We start from the raw sequence: 16,851 nt of genomic DNA on the forward strand, positions 1-16,851 counted from the left end.
CGATGGCGAAACTCACCAAAGCCCAACGCGAATGGCGCCCGGGCATGCCCAAGAAACGACGTTCCACGAAGGTCATGTTTGCCTCCACGGTCCTGCTGCTGGAAGCATTCGTGGTGCTCTTCGGGACACTGGCCGTCTTTGGACTGCACCGGAACGAATACCCTGCGGCCCTGGTCTTCTCGGTCGGGATCGGCCTGTGCCTGGTCTTCGTCTTCACCTGCGCTGTCCTCTCGAAGCCGTGGGGAGTGGCTCTGGGCTGGGTCCTGCAGCTCGTGCTGATCCTGGGCGGCATCGTGGAACCGGCCATGTACCTCGTCGGCGCGCTCTTCGCCGTGGCGTGGTGGTACGGGATCCGGACCGGCATCCGGATTGACCGGGAAGCTGCCCAGCGGGAGCGCGAGCAGGCCGACTGGGACGCCGCCCACCCCCAGGGCCCCGCGCCGGGAAACAGCGCCTGAAACAGCGCCTGAACCTGTGCCCGGGCACCTGGCCCGAACCCCGTAGACTTGACCTAAATCCCACCCCAACACATTGGAGCAGCTGTGAGCATTGAGCGCACCCTCGTCCTGATCAAGCCCGACGGAGTCGCCCGCAACCTGTCCGGCGCCATCCTGAGCCGGATCGAAGCCAAGGGCTACACCCTGGCCGAGCTCAAGAAAGTCGACGCGAGCCGCGAACTGCTGGAGCAGCACTACGAGGAGCACGTCGGCAAGCCGTTCTACGAGCCGCTGGTTGAGTTCATGCTCAGCGGCCCCGTGGTCGCCGCGATCTTCGAGGGCCACCGCGTCATCGAGGGCTTCCGCACCCTCGCCGGTACCACGGACCCGACGACGGCGGCGCCCGGCACCATCCGCGGCGACTTCGGCCGCGACTGGGGCCTGAAGGTCCAGCAGAACCTGGTCCACGGCTCGGATTCGGCGGAATCCGCCGAGCGCGAGATCAAGATCTGGTTCTAGCCCGAATTTCGGGACACCCCCACCGAGGGGAAAGTTAAGGCCAATGTTCGTACCGGACATTGGCCTTAACTGTCCCCTCGCGGCGGTTGGGGCTTCTCGGCCCGCTCCGGGCCGCGGGGACCTCTCAGCGGCTGGCGAGGCGCACTAGATTCGAGAACTGGCGGGTCTGCATGACCCAATGCGCGGGCTCCAGCATGGTGATGCTCAGGATGGGTTGCAGCCATTGTGGCTGTAGCGACCAGTACCCGCTGACTACCAGCCGGGTGCGCTCACCCGCGGACTCCCGCAGCTCGAATCCCCAGAGCGAGTCGGTGCAATAGCGTGGCCGGGTTCGTGCCGGGTCGAAGGGACGCCCCCGGAGATCGATCGACATACGCAGGCCCAGGAACCGCTCGGGTTCAAGCGCCGCGACCGCCCACCACTCGCTGCCGTCGGGCTTCGCCGCCAGGCGGTCACCAGCGGCGATCTCCTGCCACTCGGGATGGATGCTCTCTGTGCTGCGGCGCCCGAAGTTGTCGAGACGGTCCCAGCTGTACCAGCCGGCGCGATCCGTTCCCATCTGCACCAGCCAGGGCCACACGTGCGAAGGGGGCGCATCGATGGTCACCGCCATGGTCGCCCCTCGCGTGCTGCCCGGAATCAACCCCGCCCCCGGGTAAGGTCCCCGCACTTCGTCAACGGTCGCGCCCCAGCGAAGCAGGCGTGGCCGCACGAGTGTCAGGTAGCCGGCAGTGAAACCGGCCACAGCGCCCGCTGCCAGCAAGGCTCCCCTCGGTGCAGGGTGCATCATCGCGCTTCCCCTTCATTGGTCAGGTGTTCCCGGAAGAAGCCGAGGATGCGCAGACGCGCGTCCTCGGCGGAGGGCTCGTGGTAACCGGCCGCAACCAGCTTCGCGAGCACCTTGTCCCCGAATGTGAGCTCCGACGGGCCATGCCTGTTGAGGAAGCCGTGACCGGCGTCGGGATAGACCTTGATGTCATGGTCTATCCCGACGTCGGCGAGCAGCGGCTCCAGACGCGCCGGGACCTTGCGCACTCCGGGCCAGCGGTCCCTGGCGCCGTAGCTGCCAACGATGGGGCAAGCCCGGGGCATTGCGCGGGCAGTCCCGTCATCGAGTCCGCCGTAGTTGACGCTTGCCGCGGCGAAGTCATGGTCCGGGGCCAGCATGAGGGCGAACCCCCCGCCCATACAGAAGCCGATCACGCCGATCCGGCCGGTGCAGCCGTCCCGTCCGGCCAGCCACGCGCGGGTGAGGTCCAGGTCGCCGAGGGGCCGCCAGCCGCGGATGAGGGACCACAAGCACGCCGCCCTGCTGCCCCAATAAAACAGGTCAGGTGCCACGGCGAGGAACCCCTCGCCGGCCAGCCAGTCGGCCTGGTCTCTGGTGTCACGGCTCAGGCCGAGTGCGTCATGGATGACGACGACGCCGGGCCACGGACCGGCACCGGCCGGCGTCGCCGCGTAGGCAGGCATGTCCCCTCGTTCGGCGTGAATGCTCACAACGGTCATGGGTCCTCCCGTGCACGCACCACCGCGCCGGGCGCCGCGGCCGGGATGCGCAGTCTCGATGGCATTAGCCTGTGATGCTGCCTGAAGACGTGGACGAAGCAGGTTTAGCGAGTTGGGCCGTAATCTGATCCGTCCATTCGTCGACTGCCGCCCAGTCCCGCAAATCCCCAAATCGGCCGCCGGTGAGCCTGAACAACACCCGGAGCGGTGCCGGCATCTGGCCGGCCTGGTAGACGCCGGAGAAGAGTTTGTGGCCTCGAAGCGGAACTTCTTTGATCAGGACTTCTGCCAGACGTTCCTGTTGCATTGCCGCGCCGCGCCGGCGAATCGGCTTTGGCAGCGCATCCGCCATCCCTACACTGAAGGCCCACACGGGCCGACTGGCCAGCTCGCGGGCATGGTGTTTGAAGAACAGCAAAGCCGGGGGCAGCCAGGCCTGGTTGTGGACGGCGCTGCCGACCACGACAGCCTCATAGCGGGAGAGGGCCCCGACGTCCTCCACGGACCGGCACTCCACCTCGCCCAGTGCACCCGCCATGCGGGATGCCATATGTTGTGCCATCTCCCGGGTGGACCCCAAAGCGCTTGCATACGCAATAAGAACAGTCATCATGAAGCCTCCGGTCTTCCTTCCTCCAGCCTTATGTAACCTGCGTGCGCGGGGTCGTGCCATAAGTCCCGAGATGGGCCCGGAGCCTCTCATCGAAGAGACAGCTAAGGCCAATGCCCGGCGCGAGCATTGGCCTTAACAGTCTCTTCGACGCGGTTGGGGCGTTTAGTAGCCGGAGGTACCGATGAAAACCTGGATGAAGGCGAAGAAGATCGTCGCGACGACGGCGACGTACAGCAGCGCCGTAATGATCCAGCCGGAGTCGCCGATCACCTTGGTGGGACCGGCGGGCAGGGCAATCACGCCGTGGGAGATGTTCCGGACGCTCACCCAGACGAACAGCGGGATCATCACGGCCCAGACGATCATGCAGAACGGGCAGAGGATGTGGATGGCGTACAGGGCCTGGGACCAGAGCCAGACCACGAACGCGAAGCCCAGCGTCACGCCCGCCTGGAGCCCCAGCCAGTACCACCGGGAAAACCGGGCGCCGGCCAGGATACCCATGGCCGTGGTGATGATCACGGCGAAGGCGACGATTCCGATGAACATATTGGGGAAGCCGAACACGGAACTCTGCGGTGTCTGCATGACCTGGCCGCAGGAGATCCACGGGTTCACGTCGCAGACCGTGACGTGGTTCGGGTCCTTCAGGACCTCCAGCTTCTCCAGCACCAGGGCCCCGGATGCGAGCCAGCCGATGACGCCGGTGATCAGCAGGAGCCAGGCGAACGGGCGGTCGCGGGTCATCGTGGGAAGGGGCCGCGCCGCGGGGGCCGGGCCGGAACCCGGTTGGTGCACGGTCGCGTCGCCGGCAGTGCTGGAGATGCTGGGCATGGAAATTGAGTCCTTTTTTAGTCGTCCTGACCGGGTGCTTCTTGCCCCGATTGTAACGCCGGAGGCTGAGCAGCGCCGGAGAACGGCCCCGCCGGCCGCGCGCGGCCGCACCTGCTGCACTTCCGGCCCCGCCTGCCCCTGCTTTCACGGCTCCTGTGAGACAATGATCGTGGCTGGAACCCGATCCACATCCGGATTCCGGTCCGGCGATTTTGTTTCAAGACCGCCAATGATGAGCAGGGAGCTGCGGATCCTCTGATTCCAGCTGTCCCGCAATGCCATTGGACGGCACCTGGTTGTGGCGTGTAGGTCAACGGGTTCCAAAACAATCTCGCCGGCCCTCCAGGGCTGCCGCACCCCACTGCCGGTGCGAACCTGAGGGTATTCAATTGACTTCTGTCAATGCCTGCGGGTGTTGACGCATATTTGCCCCCAAGGGGCGCCGAATGTGGCGGCGCATCAGGGGCAGGAGTGTCGCCACATATGGATAATGACCAGGTAGTAGCCGGAAACGAAGAACTAGTAGTCACCGGGGAAGCGCAGGGAACTGCGGAAGCAGAGGCTCCGGTAGCGCCGAAGAGGGCCGTACGGACCCGCCGGAAGGCGCCCGTCGCCAAGGTCAACGCCGCGGAGGCGGCCGAGGCTGTTGCCGAAGCTGCGGCCCTGGCCGACGCGGCCGGTTCAGATGAGCCCGTCCGGGGCCGCCGTAAGCCGGCCAACGTCGAAGCAGCCGTAACTGAAACTGTTGAACCCGAAGCTGCTGTATCTGAAACTGCTGCAGCCGAGACTGCGGCCAAGGCGCCCGCGCGGCGCACCCGGACCCGGAAAGCTGTAGCAGCCCCGGAACCGTTGCCTGCCTTCGCCGGCGACGCCGAAGCCGGCGCACCTGCCGCGGCTGAGGCCCCCGCAGCAGCTGGCGCTGACGCAGCTGCCGCCGCAGAAACGGCCGCAGGGACGGTTGCAGAGAAGCCGGTCCGCCGCCGTGCCAGCCGTGCCAAGGCCGCCCCGAAGGCCGAAGAAGCACCCGCGGCAGTACTCCCGGCCGAAGAAGCCGCCGCGGCGGAAGCACCCACCGCGGAAGCCGCCGCAGCCCAGCCTGAAGAGCCGGAAGCCCGCCCCGAGGAAAGCCCGGCCGCGTCGCTGTTCATGGAACCGGGTGCCCTCACTTCCGTCATCTTCCAGGCCCCGGACCTGAGCACTGTGGTGCGTCCGGCCCCCGTTGCCGCCGCTGCAGCTGAGCCCGAGGACGAGGAAGGCGACGAGGACGAGGACGCCGGCAACCGCCGTCGGCGCCGCAGCCGCGGCCGGCGCGGCCGCACCCGCACCTCTGCCGAGTCCGACACCGAGTCGGAAGGCACCGAAGAAGAGGGCGACGAAGGCTCCGAGGTAATCCTTGAAGACGGTGTGACCTCCCGCCGCCGCCGCCGCCGTCGCCGTGGAGACCAGGACCTGGAGCTGACCGGCGGGGAAGGCGACGATCCGCCCAACACGGTGACCCGCGTCCGTGCGCCGCGTGCCATGGCCGAGGCGCCGGTGAACAACCGCGTCACGTCCGTCAAGGGCTCCACCCGCCTGGAAGCCAAGAAGCAGCGCCGCCGCGAATCCCGCGACACCGGCCGCCGCCGTACCGTCATCACCGAGGCCGAGTTCCTGGCCCGCCGCGAGTCCGTGGACCGCCAGATGATCGTCCGCCAGCGCGACGACAGAATCCAGATCGGTGTCCTTGAAGACGGCGTCCTGGCCGAGCACTTCGTGTCCAAGACCCAGCAGGACTCCCTGATCGGCAACGTCTACCTGGGCAAGGTCCAGAACGTGCTGCCCTCCATGGAAGCCGCTTTCGTGGACATCGGCCGCGGCCGCAACGCCGTGCTCTATGCCGGTGAAGTGAACTGGGAGTCCGTCAACCTCGAGGGCAAGCAGCGCCGCATCGAGAACGCGCTGAAGTCCGGCGACTCCGTGCTGGTCCAGGTCACCAAGGACCCGGTCGGCCACAAGGGCGCCCGTCTCACCAGCCAGATCTCACTGCCCGGCCGGTACCTCGTGTACGTGCCCGGCGGTTCCATGACCGGCATCTCCCGCAAGCTGCCCGACGTCGAACGCAACCGCCTCAAGCGGATCCTCAAGGACCGCCTGCCCGAGGACGCGGGCGTCATTGTCCGCACCGCGGCCGAGGGAGCTTCCGAGGAGGAGCTGACGCACGACATCAACCGCCTCCGCGCGCAGTGGGAAGGCATCGAGAGCCAGTCGACGTCCACCAAGATCCTCGCCCCCGAGCTGCTCTACGGCGAACCTGACCTGACCATCAAGGTGGTCCGGGACGTCTTCAACGAGGACTTCTCCAAGCTGATCGTCTCCGGCGAGGAAGCCTGGGACACTATCGAGGCCTACGTCACCTACGTCGCACCGGACCTCGTGGGCCGGCTTGAGAAGTGGACCAAGGACACGGACATCTTCGCGGCCTGGCGCATCGACGAGCAGATCCACAAGGCCCTGGACCGGAAGGTCTTCCTGCCTTCGGGCGGTTCGCTAGTGATCGACCGCACCGAAGCCATGACCGTGGTCGACGTCAACACCGGCAAATTCACCGGCTCCGGCGGCAACCTCGAGGAAACCGTCACCAAGAACAACCTGGAAGCGGCCGAGGAAGTCGTCCGGCAGCTGCGCCTGCGCGACATTGGCGGCATCATCGTGATCGACTTCATCGACATGGTGCTCGAATCCAACCGCGACCTCGTGCTGCGCCGCATGGTGGAGTGCCTGGGCCGGGACCGGACCAAGCACCAGGTGGCCGAGGTGACCTCGCTGGGCCTCGTGCAGATGACCCGCAAGCGGATGGGCACCGGGTTGCTGGAAGTATTCGGCGAACAGTGCGAAACGTGTGCGGGCCGCGGCATCGTCACCCACGACGAGCCGGTGGAGCACCGCCGTGCCAACACGGTCGCCGCGGAGCACTATGTGCCGCGCACCGAGGCGCAGCCTGCTGCCCGACCGGAACGCAAGAGCCGTCGCCGCGGCAGGGGAGGCCAGGGCGGAGAGACCGCGCCGGCCGCATCCGCGCCCGTCCACGCCGAACCCACCGAGGCCGAACGCCACGCCAAGGCCGAGGCCACCCGGGCCGCGCTGGCCAACATCGCCGCCGCAGCGCACGCCGCGCACCTGCACGACGGGGAGGCAGCCGCAGCCAGCGACGCCGGGGCCCGCCAGGCCGCCGTCGACGCCGTCACGCAGCTCGCAGCCGCCGACGAGGCAGCCGGCCGCCCCGCAACGGTGCTGACGTTTGGCGGCGAGCAGGTGGCCCTGCCCTTCGTCGAGCACGCGGAGGACGCGCCGTCACCGGCCCTGACCCTGGACCTGCTGACCGAGGCTTTCGCAAACCTGGGCGAAGCCGAGGCCGGCAAGCCGGACCAGGCCGCCGGCCAGGCCGCCGGCCTGGCGGCCGGGCAGGCAGCGGCTGTTGCCGCACCGGAAGCCACGGCGCCCGAGGCGCCGTCGGCCGTCCGCGCTGCGGAGGCGCCGGCGTCACGCACGGCTGACACCACGACGCTGCGCGGCCGCCGCGCACGCCGCAACCGGAGTGCCAGCCGCGCCCAGGGTGCAGCCAACGAAACCTCTGTGGAGCACCGCGAGGCAACCCGGCCGGCCGCGGCCGGATCGGTCCACGAGGCCAAGGCTCCCGCTGCGGCCAGGCCTGCGTCCCTCCCGGCCGGCAACGAGCCGATCATCCTCGGCGTCGGCGTGCCGGCGTCGGAGCTGTAGTCCTCCGCGACTGACCACGTCCCCGTCCGGTCATTATTTCGACTGGTCGGGTTGCGGGTCCGGGTCAGGGCAGACGTAACATACGTCCGCCCGGGCCCGGGCCCGCTCGTGCGTTAACGGGTCCGCAGGGTGGCAGCGGCTAGGCTGGAACACTGACACGGGGTGCCGGGCATCGGGCCGGCTGAGATCCAGACCCGTTGAACCTGTCCGGTTAGCACCGGCGAAGGGATGTCTGCCTTGTCCGCGAGACCGAATCCGTCCGAGTTCCTCCCGCCCAATTTTCTGCACAGCGAGTCTCTGCCGGCGCCGCCGCGCATTCCCCGTGTGCTGGCCATCGCCGGCTCCGATCCCTCCGGCGGGGCCGGAATCCAGGCCGACCTGAAGAGCATCGCGGCGAACGGCGGCTACGGCATGGCTGCCATCACCGCCCTGACAGCGCAGAACACCCAGGGCGTGCGTGCCGTCCACGTTCCCCCGGCGGCGTTCCTCACGGCGCAGCTGGACGCCATCAGCGACGACATCGGCATCGACGCCGTCAAGATCGGCATGCTCGGTGACGCCGCCGTGATCGACGCCGTCCGCGGCTGGCTGGAAAAGATGCGCCCCGCCGTCGTGGTCCTGGACCCGGTGATGGTCGCCACCAGCGGGGACCGGCTCCTGCAGGAATCCGCCGAGGCCGCCCTGCAGGCCCTCCTGCCGCTGGCGGACCTCATCACGCCCAACCTCGCCGAACTCGCCATCCTGCTCAAGGAGCCCGTCGCGGCCGACTGGTCCGAGGCCCTGGCGCAGGGCAAGCGGCTGGCCGCCCTGACCGGCACCACCGTTCTGGTTAAGGGCGGACACCTCCAGGGCGGCGGGCATGCCCACGGCGCCGGCGCCGACGGCCACGCCGCCGGCAACGGCGCCGCGGACGGCTGCCCGGATGCGCTGGTCAACACCGGCGGCCTGCTCGGCCAGGAAACGGTCGTGGTGTCGGGGGAGCGGATCGCGACGCGCAACAGCCACGGCACCGGCTGCTCCCTGTCCTCGGCCATGGCCACCGTGCAGGCCCGGGTGGGGGACTGGGAAGCGGCGCTGCGCGAAGTCAAGCCGTGGCTGCTGGGCGCGCTCCGCGAAGCCTCGGCCTTGGACGTCGGCTCCGGCAACGGCCCGGTCCACCACTTCCACCACCTCCAGCACCTCCAGGGCAGGCACGGTCCGGCAGTGGGGGAGTTCGCCGCAGCCCTGCGCGCAGGAGCCGCGGGCGATCTTGAGGCGATCTACGCCCTGGACTTCGTCCGCGGACTGGCCGACGGCACCTTGCCCGAGCACGAGTTCGCGTACTACCTCGCCCAGGACGCCATCTACCTCAACGGCTACTCCCGGGTCCTGGCCCGGGCCGCGGCGATTGCCCCCAGTGAGGCCGAGCAGCTGTTCTGGGCCCGTTCGGCGCAGACCTGCCTGGAAGTCGAATCCGAGCTGCACCGTTCCTGGCTCAGCACCCGCCCCACGGCCTCCACCCTGGGCCCGGTCACGAAATCGTATGTGGACCACCTGCTGGCCGCCTCGGTCTCCGGCAGCTATGGCGTCCTCGTGGCGGCGGCGCTGCCCTGCTTCTGGCTCTACGCCGAGGTCGGTTCCACGCTGCACCGGGAGTTCCTGGCCGGCGGCGCCCCCGGGGAGCACCCCTACGCCGGCTGGCTGCGGACCTACGCCGACGAGGACTTCGCCGCCGCGACCCGGCAGGCCATCGCGTACACGGACACGGCGGCCGGGCGGGCATCGGAGAGCGAGCGGGAGGCCATGGCCCTGGCCTTCCGGCAGTCATCGCGCTACGAAGTGGACTTCTTCGACGCGCCGCGGCTGTACGCCTGACGCGAGCTGGTCCGGACTACCGGTACGATAGTGGGGCACGGTTCCGGAAGTCGTTGCGGCAACACAGCTCAGGATGGTCAAGATCCCGGCCAAGAACATTGGCGGGGACTTTGCATCAAGACACTGTGGCGCCTATCACGGACTACCCGCCGGAACCAGCCTCATTTGCGGCCGAAGGCAAAATTAGCGTATTCTAGATCTTCGGTGCTTACGCCAACACTTGGGTTATGACCCTGAGAACAGTCCACTTGGAATTCCAAATGGATTTGTTCCGGGGGTAGCTCATGGGTTCCCCCGGGGAATCCACCGGCGTTGAGGCACAGCGTGAGCCGGTCCAAACAATTTGGCCCCTGGTTCCGCACGCAAATCTAGTAATAAACGTCGAGAGAAGTGAGTTCCCCAGTGGTGTACGCGATTGTCCGCGCAGGCGGCCGCCAAGAGAAGGTTTCCGTTGGAGACTTCGTTACCCTGAACCGCGTCCCCGGTGGAGCCGGCAGCACCTTTGAGTTGCCCGCACTGCTCCTGGTGGACGGTGACAAAGTCACGTCTGCTGCTGCGGACCTGGCCAAGGTAACGGTTACGGCTGAGATCCTCGAAGACCTCCGTGGTCCGAAGATCGTCATCCAGAAGTTCAAGAACAAGACCGGTTACAAGAAGCGTCAGGGCCACCGTCAGGAACTGACCAAGGTCAAGATCACCGGTATCAAGTAACTCTTCGTTACTGTTCAGGTTCCAGCAGATTCCCCAGAATTTTTGAAGGCAGGCATTTCAAATGGCACATAAAAAAGGCGCGAGTTCCACTCGCAACGGTCGTGACTCCAACGCCCAGTACCTCGGCGTCAAGCGCTTCGGTGGCCAGGTAGTTTCCGCAGGCGAGATCATCGTCCGCCAGCGCGGCACCCACTTCCACCCGGGCGCCGGCGTAGGCCGCGGCGGGGACGACACCCTGTTCGCCCTGACCCCCGGTGCTGTCGAGTTCGGCACCCGCCGTGGTCGCCGCGTTGTGAACATCGTGGCTGCTGCAGCTGCAGAGTAACAATAAGTTCTAAATCGGTGGGGCGGGCCATTAGGTCCGCTCCACCGGTGTTTTAACCGCATTACAATCATCTTGGGCCCCTTTGGGGGTCCGGGGAACAGCACTGAGGAGATCCACGTGGCGAGCTTTGTAGACCGGGTAGTACTGCACGTATCCGGCGGTACCGGCGGCCACGGCTGTGTCTCCGTCCACCGCGAGAAGTTCAAGCCCCTCGGCGGTCCCGACGGCGGCAACGGCGGCAACGGCGGCGACGTCATCCTTCGCGTGGACCCCCAGACCACCACCCTGCTCGACTACCACCACGCGCCCCACCGGCACGCCACCAACGGCGGCCCCGGCATGGGCGACTGGCGCGGCGGCAAAAACGGCGAAACCCTGATCCTTCCGGTGCCGGTGGGCACCGTAGTGAAGTCCAAGTCCGGCGACGTCATCGCCGACCTCGTGGCCGAAGGCGACGAATACATCGCCGCCGCCGGCGGCATCGGCGGCCTCGGCAACGCCTCCCTGTCCTCCCAGAAGCGCCGCGCGCCCGGCTTCGCGCTGCTCGGCATCGAAGGCGAATCCAGCGACGTCGTCCTGGAACTGAAGTCCATCGCCGACATCGCCCTCGTCGGCTTCCCCTCCGCCGGCAAGTCCAGCCTGATCGCCGCCATGTCCGCCGCCCGGCCCAAGATCGCGGACTATCCCTTCACCACCCTCATCCCCAACCTCGGCGTCGTCCAGGCCGGTGAAGTCCGCTTCACCATCGCCGACGTCCCCGGCCTGATCGAGGGCGCCAGCGAGGGCAAGGGCCTGGGCCACCACTTCCTGCGCCACGTCGAGCGGTGCGCCGCCCTGGTGCACGTGCTGGACTGCGGCACGCTCGAATCGGACCGCGATCCGCTCTCCGACCTCGCCATCATCGAGGCCGAGCTGGAGAAGTACGCCGTGGACATGAGCTACAGCGGGTCCGACGGCGAAGTCGTTCCACTGAACCACCGCCCCCGCCTCGTGGCCCTGAACAAGGTTGACCTGCCGGACGGCAAGGACATGGCCGAGTTCGTCCGCCCGGAGCTCGAATCCAGGGGCTACAAGGTCTTCGAAATCTCGGCGACGAGCCACGAAGGCCTCCGCCAGCTCGGTTTCGCCATGGCCGAAATCGTCAAGGCCGCCCGGGACGCCGTCGCCGCGACCCCGCCGAAGGTACACGCCCCCGTGCTGCGCCCCCGCGCCGTCAACGAGACCGGCTTCACGATCCGCCGCGAAGAAAAGAACCTCGAGCCGCTCTTCCGCGTCCTCGGCGACAAGCCCGTGCGCTGGGTCAAGCAGACAGACTTCACCAACGAGGAGGCGATCGGCTACCTCGCCGACCGCCTGGCCAAGCTCGGCGTCGAAAATGAACTGTTCAAGCAGGGCGCCAAGCCGGGCGACATGGTGGTCATCGGCGAGGACGACGGCGTCGTCTTCGACTGGGAGCCGACCATGATGGCCGGTGCCGAGCTGCTCGCCTCGCCCCGCGGCACCGACGTGCGCTTCGCCGACATCGGCGACCGCCCGACGCGTGGCCAGAAGCGCGACGAACAGCAGGAACGCCGCGACGCCAAGGCCGCCGCCCGCGCCGAGCTCGAAGCCGAACGCAAGGCCGGCATCTGGACCGAATCCGTCAGCGGCCGCCGCGCGCGGCAGCCGCTCAAGGAGAGTGGACTGGGCGAAGCCGATGACGAGTAAGACCGTCGTCGAGCACGGGTCCCAGCCGCTCAGCGCTCAAAACATCGGTGCCCAAAACATCGGTGCCCAGACCATCAACGCCCCGGACCGCACCGCGCTGTCCGGGGCGCGCCGGATCGTCGTCAAGGTGGGCTCGTCCTCGCTGACGTCCATCAAGGGCGGGATCTCCGAAGAGGCCCTGACCGGGCTCGCCGACGCCCTGGCGCACAAGCGCAACGCGGGCGCGGAGATCATCCTGGTGTCCTCCGGTGCGATCGCCGCCGGTCTCGCCCCGCTCGGCCTCGAGAAGCGCCCCCGCGATCTCGCCACCCAGCAGGCCGCCGCCAGTGTGGGCCAGGGCCTGCTGATGGCCCGCTACACCCACGCCTTCGGCGCGCACGGGGTTACCGTCAGCCAGGTGCTGCTGACCGCCGATGACTTCATGCGCCGCAGCCAGCACACCAACGCGTTCCGCGCGCTGGACCGGCTGCTGAACCTCGGCGTTGTCCCGGTGGTCAACGAAAACGACACCGTAGCCACCCACGAGATCCGCTTTGGCGACAACGACCGTCTCGCGGCCCTGGTGGCACACCTGGTCCGCGCCGACGCACTCGTGCTGCTGTCCGACGTCGACTCCCTGTACGACGGTCCGCCGTCGCATGGCGCCAAGCGGATTCCGCATGTGTCCGGCCCCCACGACCTCGACGGCGTCTCGATCGGCAGCACCGGAAAGGCCGGTGTGGGCACGGGCGGCATGGTCACCAAGGTCGAAGCCGCCAGCATCGCCGCTGGTTCGGGCATCCACGCCCTCGTAACATCCACGGCCAATGCGGCCGCCGCGCTGGCCGGCGAGGACGTGGGCACATGGTTCTCCGTCAACGGCGCACGCAAGCCGATCCGCCTCCTGTGGCTGGCCCACCTGGCATCCGTGCGCGGCACCCTGGTGCTCGACGACGGTGCCGTCAAGGCCGTCCGCGACCGCCGCACCTCGCTTCTGCCGGCCGGAATCGCCGCGGTGAAGGGCGACTTCGAGGCCGGCGACGCCGTGGAGATGGTGTCCGTGGACAACACCGTGATTGCCCGCGGGCTGGTCAACTATTCGGCCGCCGAGCTGCCCCAAATGCTGGGCCGCTCAACGCATGAGCTCGGCAGGGCACTGGGCCGTGGATATGACCGCGAAGTTGTTCATGTTGACGACCTGGTGCTGGTCTAGGTTCCCCCGACGCCTAAACTGGAAGCATGACTGAGGCCCTGACTTCCGCTGCCGTGACTGATGTGCCTGCCGGCACCGTTCCTGCCGATAACGCCGCGCCCGCCCAAGGGTTCGCCGCGGTACCGGATCCGGCAGCGGTCCCGGGCACGGCAACGGAGACCGAAGCAGCCGTCCACGCGGTCGCAGACCGCTCACGCCACGCCGCCCACAGGATGGCACGCGCCAACCGGGCCTGGAAGGACCGGGGCCTGCGCGCCGTCGGCAAGGCGCTGGTGGATCACAAGCACCAGATCCTGGCCGCCAACGCCAAGGACGTCGCGGCCGGCCGGGCCGCCGGCACCAGCGCCGCCCTGCTGGACCGCCTGACGCTGACCGACTCACGCATCACGGCCCTCGCCGCCGCACTGGAAAACCTCGCCACCCTGCCCGATCCCGTCGGCAACGTGGTGCGCGGCCAGACCCTCCCCAACGGGCTGCGTCTGCGCCAGATCAACGTACCCATGGGCGTGGTGGCCGCGATCTATGAGGCCCGCCCGAACGTCACGGTCGACATCGCCGGACTGGCCCTCAAGAGCGGTAACGCCGTCATCCTGCGCGGCGGATCCGCCGCCGCTGCCACCAACGCCGCCCTGATCACCATCCTCCGGGATGCGCTGGAATCGGTGGGCCTGCCCGCCGACGCCGTCCAGACCGTGGACCAATACGGCCGCGACGGCGCCAACGCGCTCATGCGGGCGCGCGGCCGGGTGGACGTTCTCATTCCCCGCGGCGGGCGCGAGCTGATCCAGACCGTCGTGACGAACTCCTCCGTGCCGGTCATCGAGACCGGTGAAGGCAACGTCCATATCTTCCTGGACGCTTCCGCCAACGAGGAAATGGCCGTGGACATCCTCCTGAACGCCAAGACCCAGCGGCCCAGCGTCTGCAACACCGTCGAAACCCTCCTGGTGCACTCCAAGTCCACCGTCCTTCCCGCGGTCGCCGCCGCATTGCGGGCTGCCGGGGTCACCCTGCACGTGGACCAGCGCATCCGCGCCGCCCTGCCGGCCTCGGTCCAGTCCGTGCCGGCCACGGAAGATGACTGGGCCACCGAATACATGAACCTGGACCTGGCCGTGGCCATGGTGGACAGCCTGGACGAGGCCGTCAGGCACATCCGGAAGTGGTCCACCGGCCACACCGAAGCGATCCTGACCAACGACCTCGCCAACGCCGAGCGCTTCATCGCCGAGGTCGATTCGGCCGCCGTGATCGTGAACGCCTCCACCCGCTTCACCGACGGCGGCGAGCTCGGCCTCGGCGCCGAAGTGGGCATTTCCACCCAAAAACTCCATGCCCGCGGCCCCATGGGACTGACCGAGCTGACCACGACCAAGTGGATCGTGCAGGGCGAGGGCCAGATCCGGGGCTAGCAACGCTGTAACATGGAACGGAAGACCGGAACGGCGGACACCTCCGCCGTCGTCAAATTTTGAACTCACTAGGGGAGAACATGCTGTCGCAGCAGATCGCCACTTTCGTCGCCGCCGCCGGCGAATCGGGCCACGAGGAACTCGCACCGCTCATTGCACCGCCGTTTGTCATTGGCGGCACCATGTTCGCGATCCTGGTGGTCCTGCTGATGATCACCCTGTCCTACTCCAACCTGGGCCGGCGCCACGTGGTTGTCGAGGAGCACGCGGACCCGCACCGCCAGCACCCGAACAAGCACGATCACGGCCAAGGTCACTAATATTTCCGCCCCAACGAAGCAGCGCGGCGCCCAGCGCCGCCTGCGTCTGGGTGTGATGGGTGGCACGTTCGACCCCATCCACCACGGACACCTTGTCGCGGCCAGTGAGGTCGCGGCCAAGTTCGACCTCGACGAAGTCGTTTTTGTGCCCACCGGCCAGCCCTGGCAGAAGATGGCCAAGAAGGTCAGCGAAGCCGAGCACCGGTATCTCATGACAGTCATCGCCACGGCCTCGAACCCGCGCTTCACCGTGAGCCGGGTGGACGTGGACCGTCCGGGACCGACCTACACGATCGACACCCTGCGTGACCTGCGGACCCTGCGTCCGGACGCCGATCTGTTCTTCATCACCGGCGCGGACGCCCTGGCCCAGATTTTGTCCTGGAAAGACATCGATGAACTCTGGTCCCTCGCGCACTTTGTGGGCGTAACCCGGCCAGGCCACGTCCTGGACGGCATGGGCCGCAAAGACGTCAGCCTCCTGGAGGTCCCGGCCATGGCCATTTCCTCCACGGATTGCCGCACGAGGGTGGCCGAAGGCAACCCGGTCTGGTACCTCGTACCGGACGGGGTGGTCCAGTACATCGCCAAGTACGGCCTGTACCACGCCAGCCCCGACGCCGATCGCCTCGAAGCCGGACACGCCGCGACCGCCAACGCCGGACACGCCGCGGCCGGGACTGCCTCCGCACAGCACGATCCAGCCTTTGAGATAACCCAACCAGCCAGCACTGAATGAGTTTGCCATGAGTCAGGAACAGCCTCCCATCCGCAGCCGCCGCGAATTGCGGCAGGCCAGAGATGAACGTCTGGACACTCCGGGCCCGGGCGAGCCGACGGAGGCCGAAATCACCGGCCGGAGCCGTCGCGTTGCCGACGCCCCGGTGGACTCTGTGCGTGCTGATTCTGTGCCCGCTGATTCTGTGCCCGCTGGCACGGAGCGGTCTTCCCAGGTCCGGGCACGGGACCGCGCCGCGCTGCGCACCATCAAGGAACTCGCAGAGAAGGAAGGCCAGCTGGCCGGCGGAGGGCCGCCCACGCGACGCCAGTTAAGGCTTTTGGAGCTGGCGACCGAAACGGCCCCGGCCACCCAGGCCAACACCATTGTCCCGGTGTCGCCGCGGACCCGGGCCACCCCGGTGGTTTCGCCGGCCCCGAAGGACGCCGCCTCCACGGATGCGGCCGCGAAGGGCGCTGCTCCGACGGACGCTGCCCCGGCGCCCAAGGCCCCCGCTGCGCCCAAGGCTCCCACGGCCGACGGCGCCGGACCGGGCGGGGCGACGCCCGAGGGCATGACCGTGGAGCAGGCGCTGGCCGCCCGCGAACTCCTCGCGGAGCAGGCCAAGAACCAAGTGGCCAAGATGGAACACATTGCGGCCACGGATCCGGATGCCGTTGATCCGGCCGTCCTGGCCGAGCAGATCGCCCTCGCCGAGCGTGCCGCGATCCTGAACCGCCGCGCCGCCGCCAAGCAGAAGCTTGCCGAACAAAACAGTCAGCCGGCGGCGCCCCGCAACGATCCGACCACGGCCAACAACCTGGCCATGGTCACACCCCTGGAATTCGAGAAGGTTCCCGGCGTGGAGCGGCCCGTCATGAAGCGCCCTGCCACGTCGTACGTTCCGGTTGTCACCAACCCGGGTCCGCGCGTGGACACGCCGC

The 16,851-nt window shown here is 68.0% G+C and carries 16 protein-coding genes and 1 riboswitch; of the genes, 12 read left to right on the forward strand and 4 right to left on the reverse strand.

The features are described from left to right. The first annotated feature begins 2 nt into the window (after positions 1-2). Both Y706_RS0119125 and ndk read left to right on the forward strand, forming a co-directional pair. On the forward strand, positions 3-458 hold the full coding sequence (locus Y706_RS0119125; RefSeq protein ID WP_028277860.1) for a DUF4233 domain-containing protein: 456 nt from the start codon (positions 3-5) through the stop codon (positions 456-458). 84 nt (positions 459-542) lie between these two features. Continuing rightward, complete coding sequence (gene ndk / locus Y706_RS0119130; RefSeq protein ID WP_018773361.1) at positions 543-956, forward strand: nucleoside-diphosphate kinase; 414 nt, start codon at positions 543-545, stop codon at positions 954-956. A gap of 124 nt (positions 957-1,080) precedes the next feature. Here ndk and Y706_RS0119135 read toward each other — a convergent pair whose 3' ends face one another. The 4 genes from Y706_RS0119135 to Y706_RS0119150 form a co-directional block, all read right to left on the reverse strand. Continuing rightward, on the reverse strand, positions 1,081-1,569 hold the full coding sequence (locus Y706_RS0119135; protein ID WP_052355111.1) for a hypothetical protein: 489 nt from the start codon (positions 1,567-1,569) through the stop codon (positions 1,081-1,083). 173 nt (positions 1,570-1,742) lie between these two features. After that, positions 1,743-2,465, reverse strand: a complete 723-nt coding sequence (locus Y706_RS0119140; RefSeq protein ID WP_043436503.1) for a dienelactone hydrolase family protein — start codon at positions 2,463-2,465, stop codon at positions 1,743-1,745. A gap of 64 nt (positions 2,466-2,529) precedes the next feature. Further along, a complete protein-coding gene (locus Y706_RS0119145; RefSeq protein ID WP_343213093.1) occupies positions 2,530-3,168 on the reverse strand; it encodes a flavodoxin domain-containing protein in 639 nt (212 codons plus the stop codon). A 72-nt stretch (positions 3,169-3,240) separates the two neighbouring features. Then, positions 3,241-3,912 (reverse strand): vitamin K epoxide reductase family protein, encoded by a 672-nt coding sequence (locus Y706_RS0119150; RefSeq protein ID WP_028277864.1) that lies wholly within the window; start codon positions 3,910-3,912, stop codon positions 3,241-3,243. A 483-nt stretch (positions 3,913-4,395) separates the two neighbouring features. Here Y706_RS0119150 and Y706_RS0119155 point away from each other — a divergent pair, with 483 nt between their 5' ends. The 10 genes from Y706_RS0119155 to Y706_RS29430 form a co-directional block, all read left to right on the forward strand. Then, positions 4,396-7,668, forward strand: a complete 3,273-nt coding sequence (locus Y706_RS0119155; RefSeq protein ID WP_028277865.1) for an Rne/Rng family ribonuclease — start codon at positions 4,396-4,398, stop codon at positions 7,666-7,668. A 148-nt stretch (positions 7,669-7,816) separates the two neighbouring features. Continuing rightward, positions 7,817-7,914: riboswitch (TPP riboswitch) on the forward strand. Next, positions 7,897-9,522 (forward strand): bifunctional hydroxymethylpyrimidine kinase/phosphomethylpyrimidine kinase, encoded by a 1,626-nt coding sequence (locus tag Y706_RS0119160; RefSeq protein WP_043436505.1) that lies wholly within the window; start codon positions 7,897-7,899, stop codon positions 9,520-9,522. Its footprint overlaps the riboswitch before it by 18 nt. Before the next feature lie 402 nt (positions 9,523-9,924). Beyond that, positions 9,925-10,233, forward strand: a complete 309-nt coding sequence (rplU, locus tag Y706_RS0119165; protein ID WP_018773353.1) for a 50S ribosomal protein L21 — start codon at positions 9,925-9,927, stop codon at positions 10,231-10,233. Between the two features lie 61 nt (positions 10,234-10,294). Further along, positions 10,295-10,558, forward strand: a complete 264-nt coding sequence (rpmA, locus tag Y706_RS0119170; protein ID WP_009372867.1) for a 50S ribosomal protein L27 — start codon at positions 10,295-10,297, stop codon at positions 10,556-10,558. A gap of 117 nt (positions 10,559-10,675) precedes the next feature. After that, positions 10,676-12,265: a GTPase ObgE gene (gene obgE, locus Y706_RS0119175; RefSeq protein WP_028277867.1), complete on the forward strand. Its 1,590-nt coding sequence runs from the start codon at positions 10,676-10,678 to the stop codon at positions 12,263-12,265. Then, complete coding sequence (gene proB, locus Y706_RS0119180) at positions 12,255-13,457, forward strand: glutamate 5-kinase (protein ID WP_253906838.1); 1,203 nt, start codon at positions 12,255-12,257, stop codon at positions 13,455-13,457. The genes obgE and proB overlap by 11 nt, the downstream gene beginning before the upstream one ends. A 26-nt stretch (positions 13,458-13,483) precedes the next feature. After that, entirely contained in the window at positions 13,484-14,869 is a 1,386-nt protein-coding gene (locus Y706_RS0119185) for a glutamate-5-semialdehyde dehydrogenase (RefSeq protein WP_028277869.1), read from the forward strand. A gap of 80 nt (positions 14,870-14,949) precedes the next feature. Then, a complete protein-coding gene (locus tag Y706_RS0119190; RefSeq protein ID WP_028277870.1) occupies positions 14,950-15,189 on the forward strand; it encodes a hypothetical protein in 240 nt (79 codons plus the stop codon). 40 nt (positions 15,190-15,229) lie between these two features. Continuing rightward, positions 15,230-15,928 carry a nicotinate-nucleotide adenylyltransferase gene (gene nadD / locus Y706_RS26505; RefSeq protein ID WP_275450892.1) on the forward strand — a complete coding sequence of 233 codons (699 nt, stop codon included), beginning with the start codon at positions 15,230-15,232 and terminating at the stop codon, positions 15,926-15,928. 7 nt (positions 15,929-15,935) lie between these two features. Further along, positions 15,936-16,851: hypothetical protein (locus Y706_RS29430; RefSeq protein WP_052355108.1), on the forward strand; the 916-nt coding region annotated here is incomplete at its 3' end.

It is taken from the genome of Arthrobacter sp. I3, assembly GCF_000520575.1.
GTDB lineage: Bacteria > Actinomycetota > Actinomycetes > Actinomycetales > Micrococcaceae > Arthrobacter > Arthrobacter humicola_A.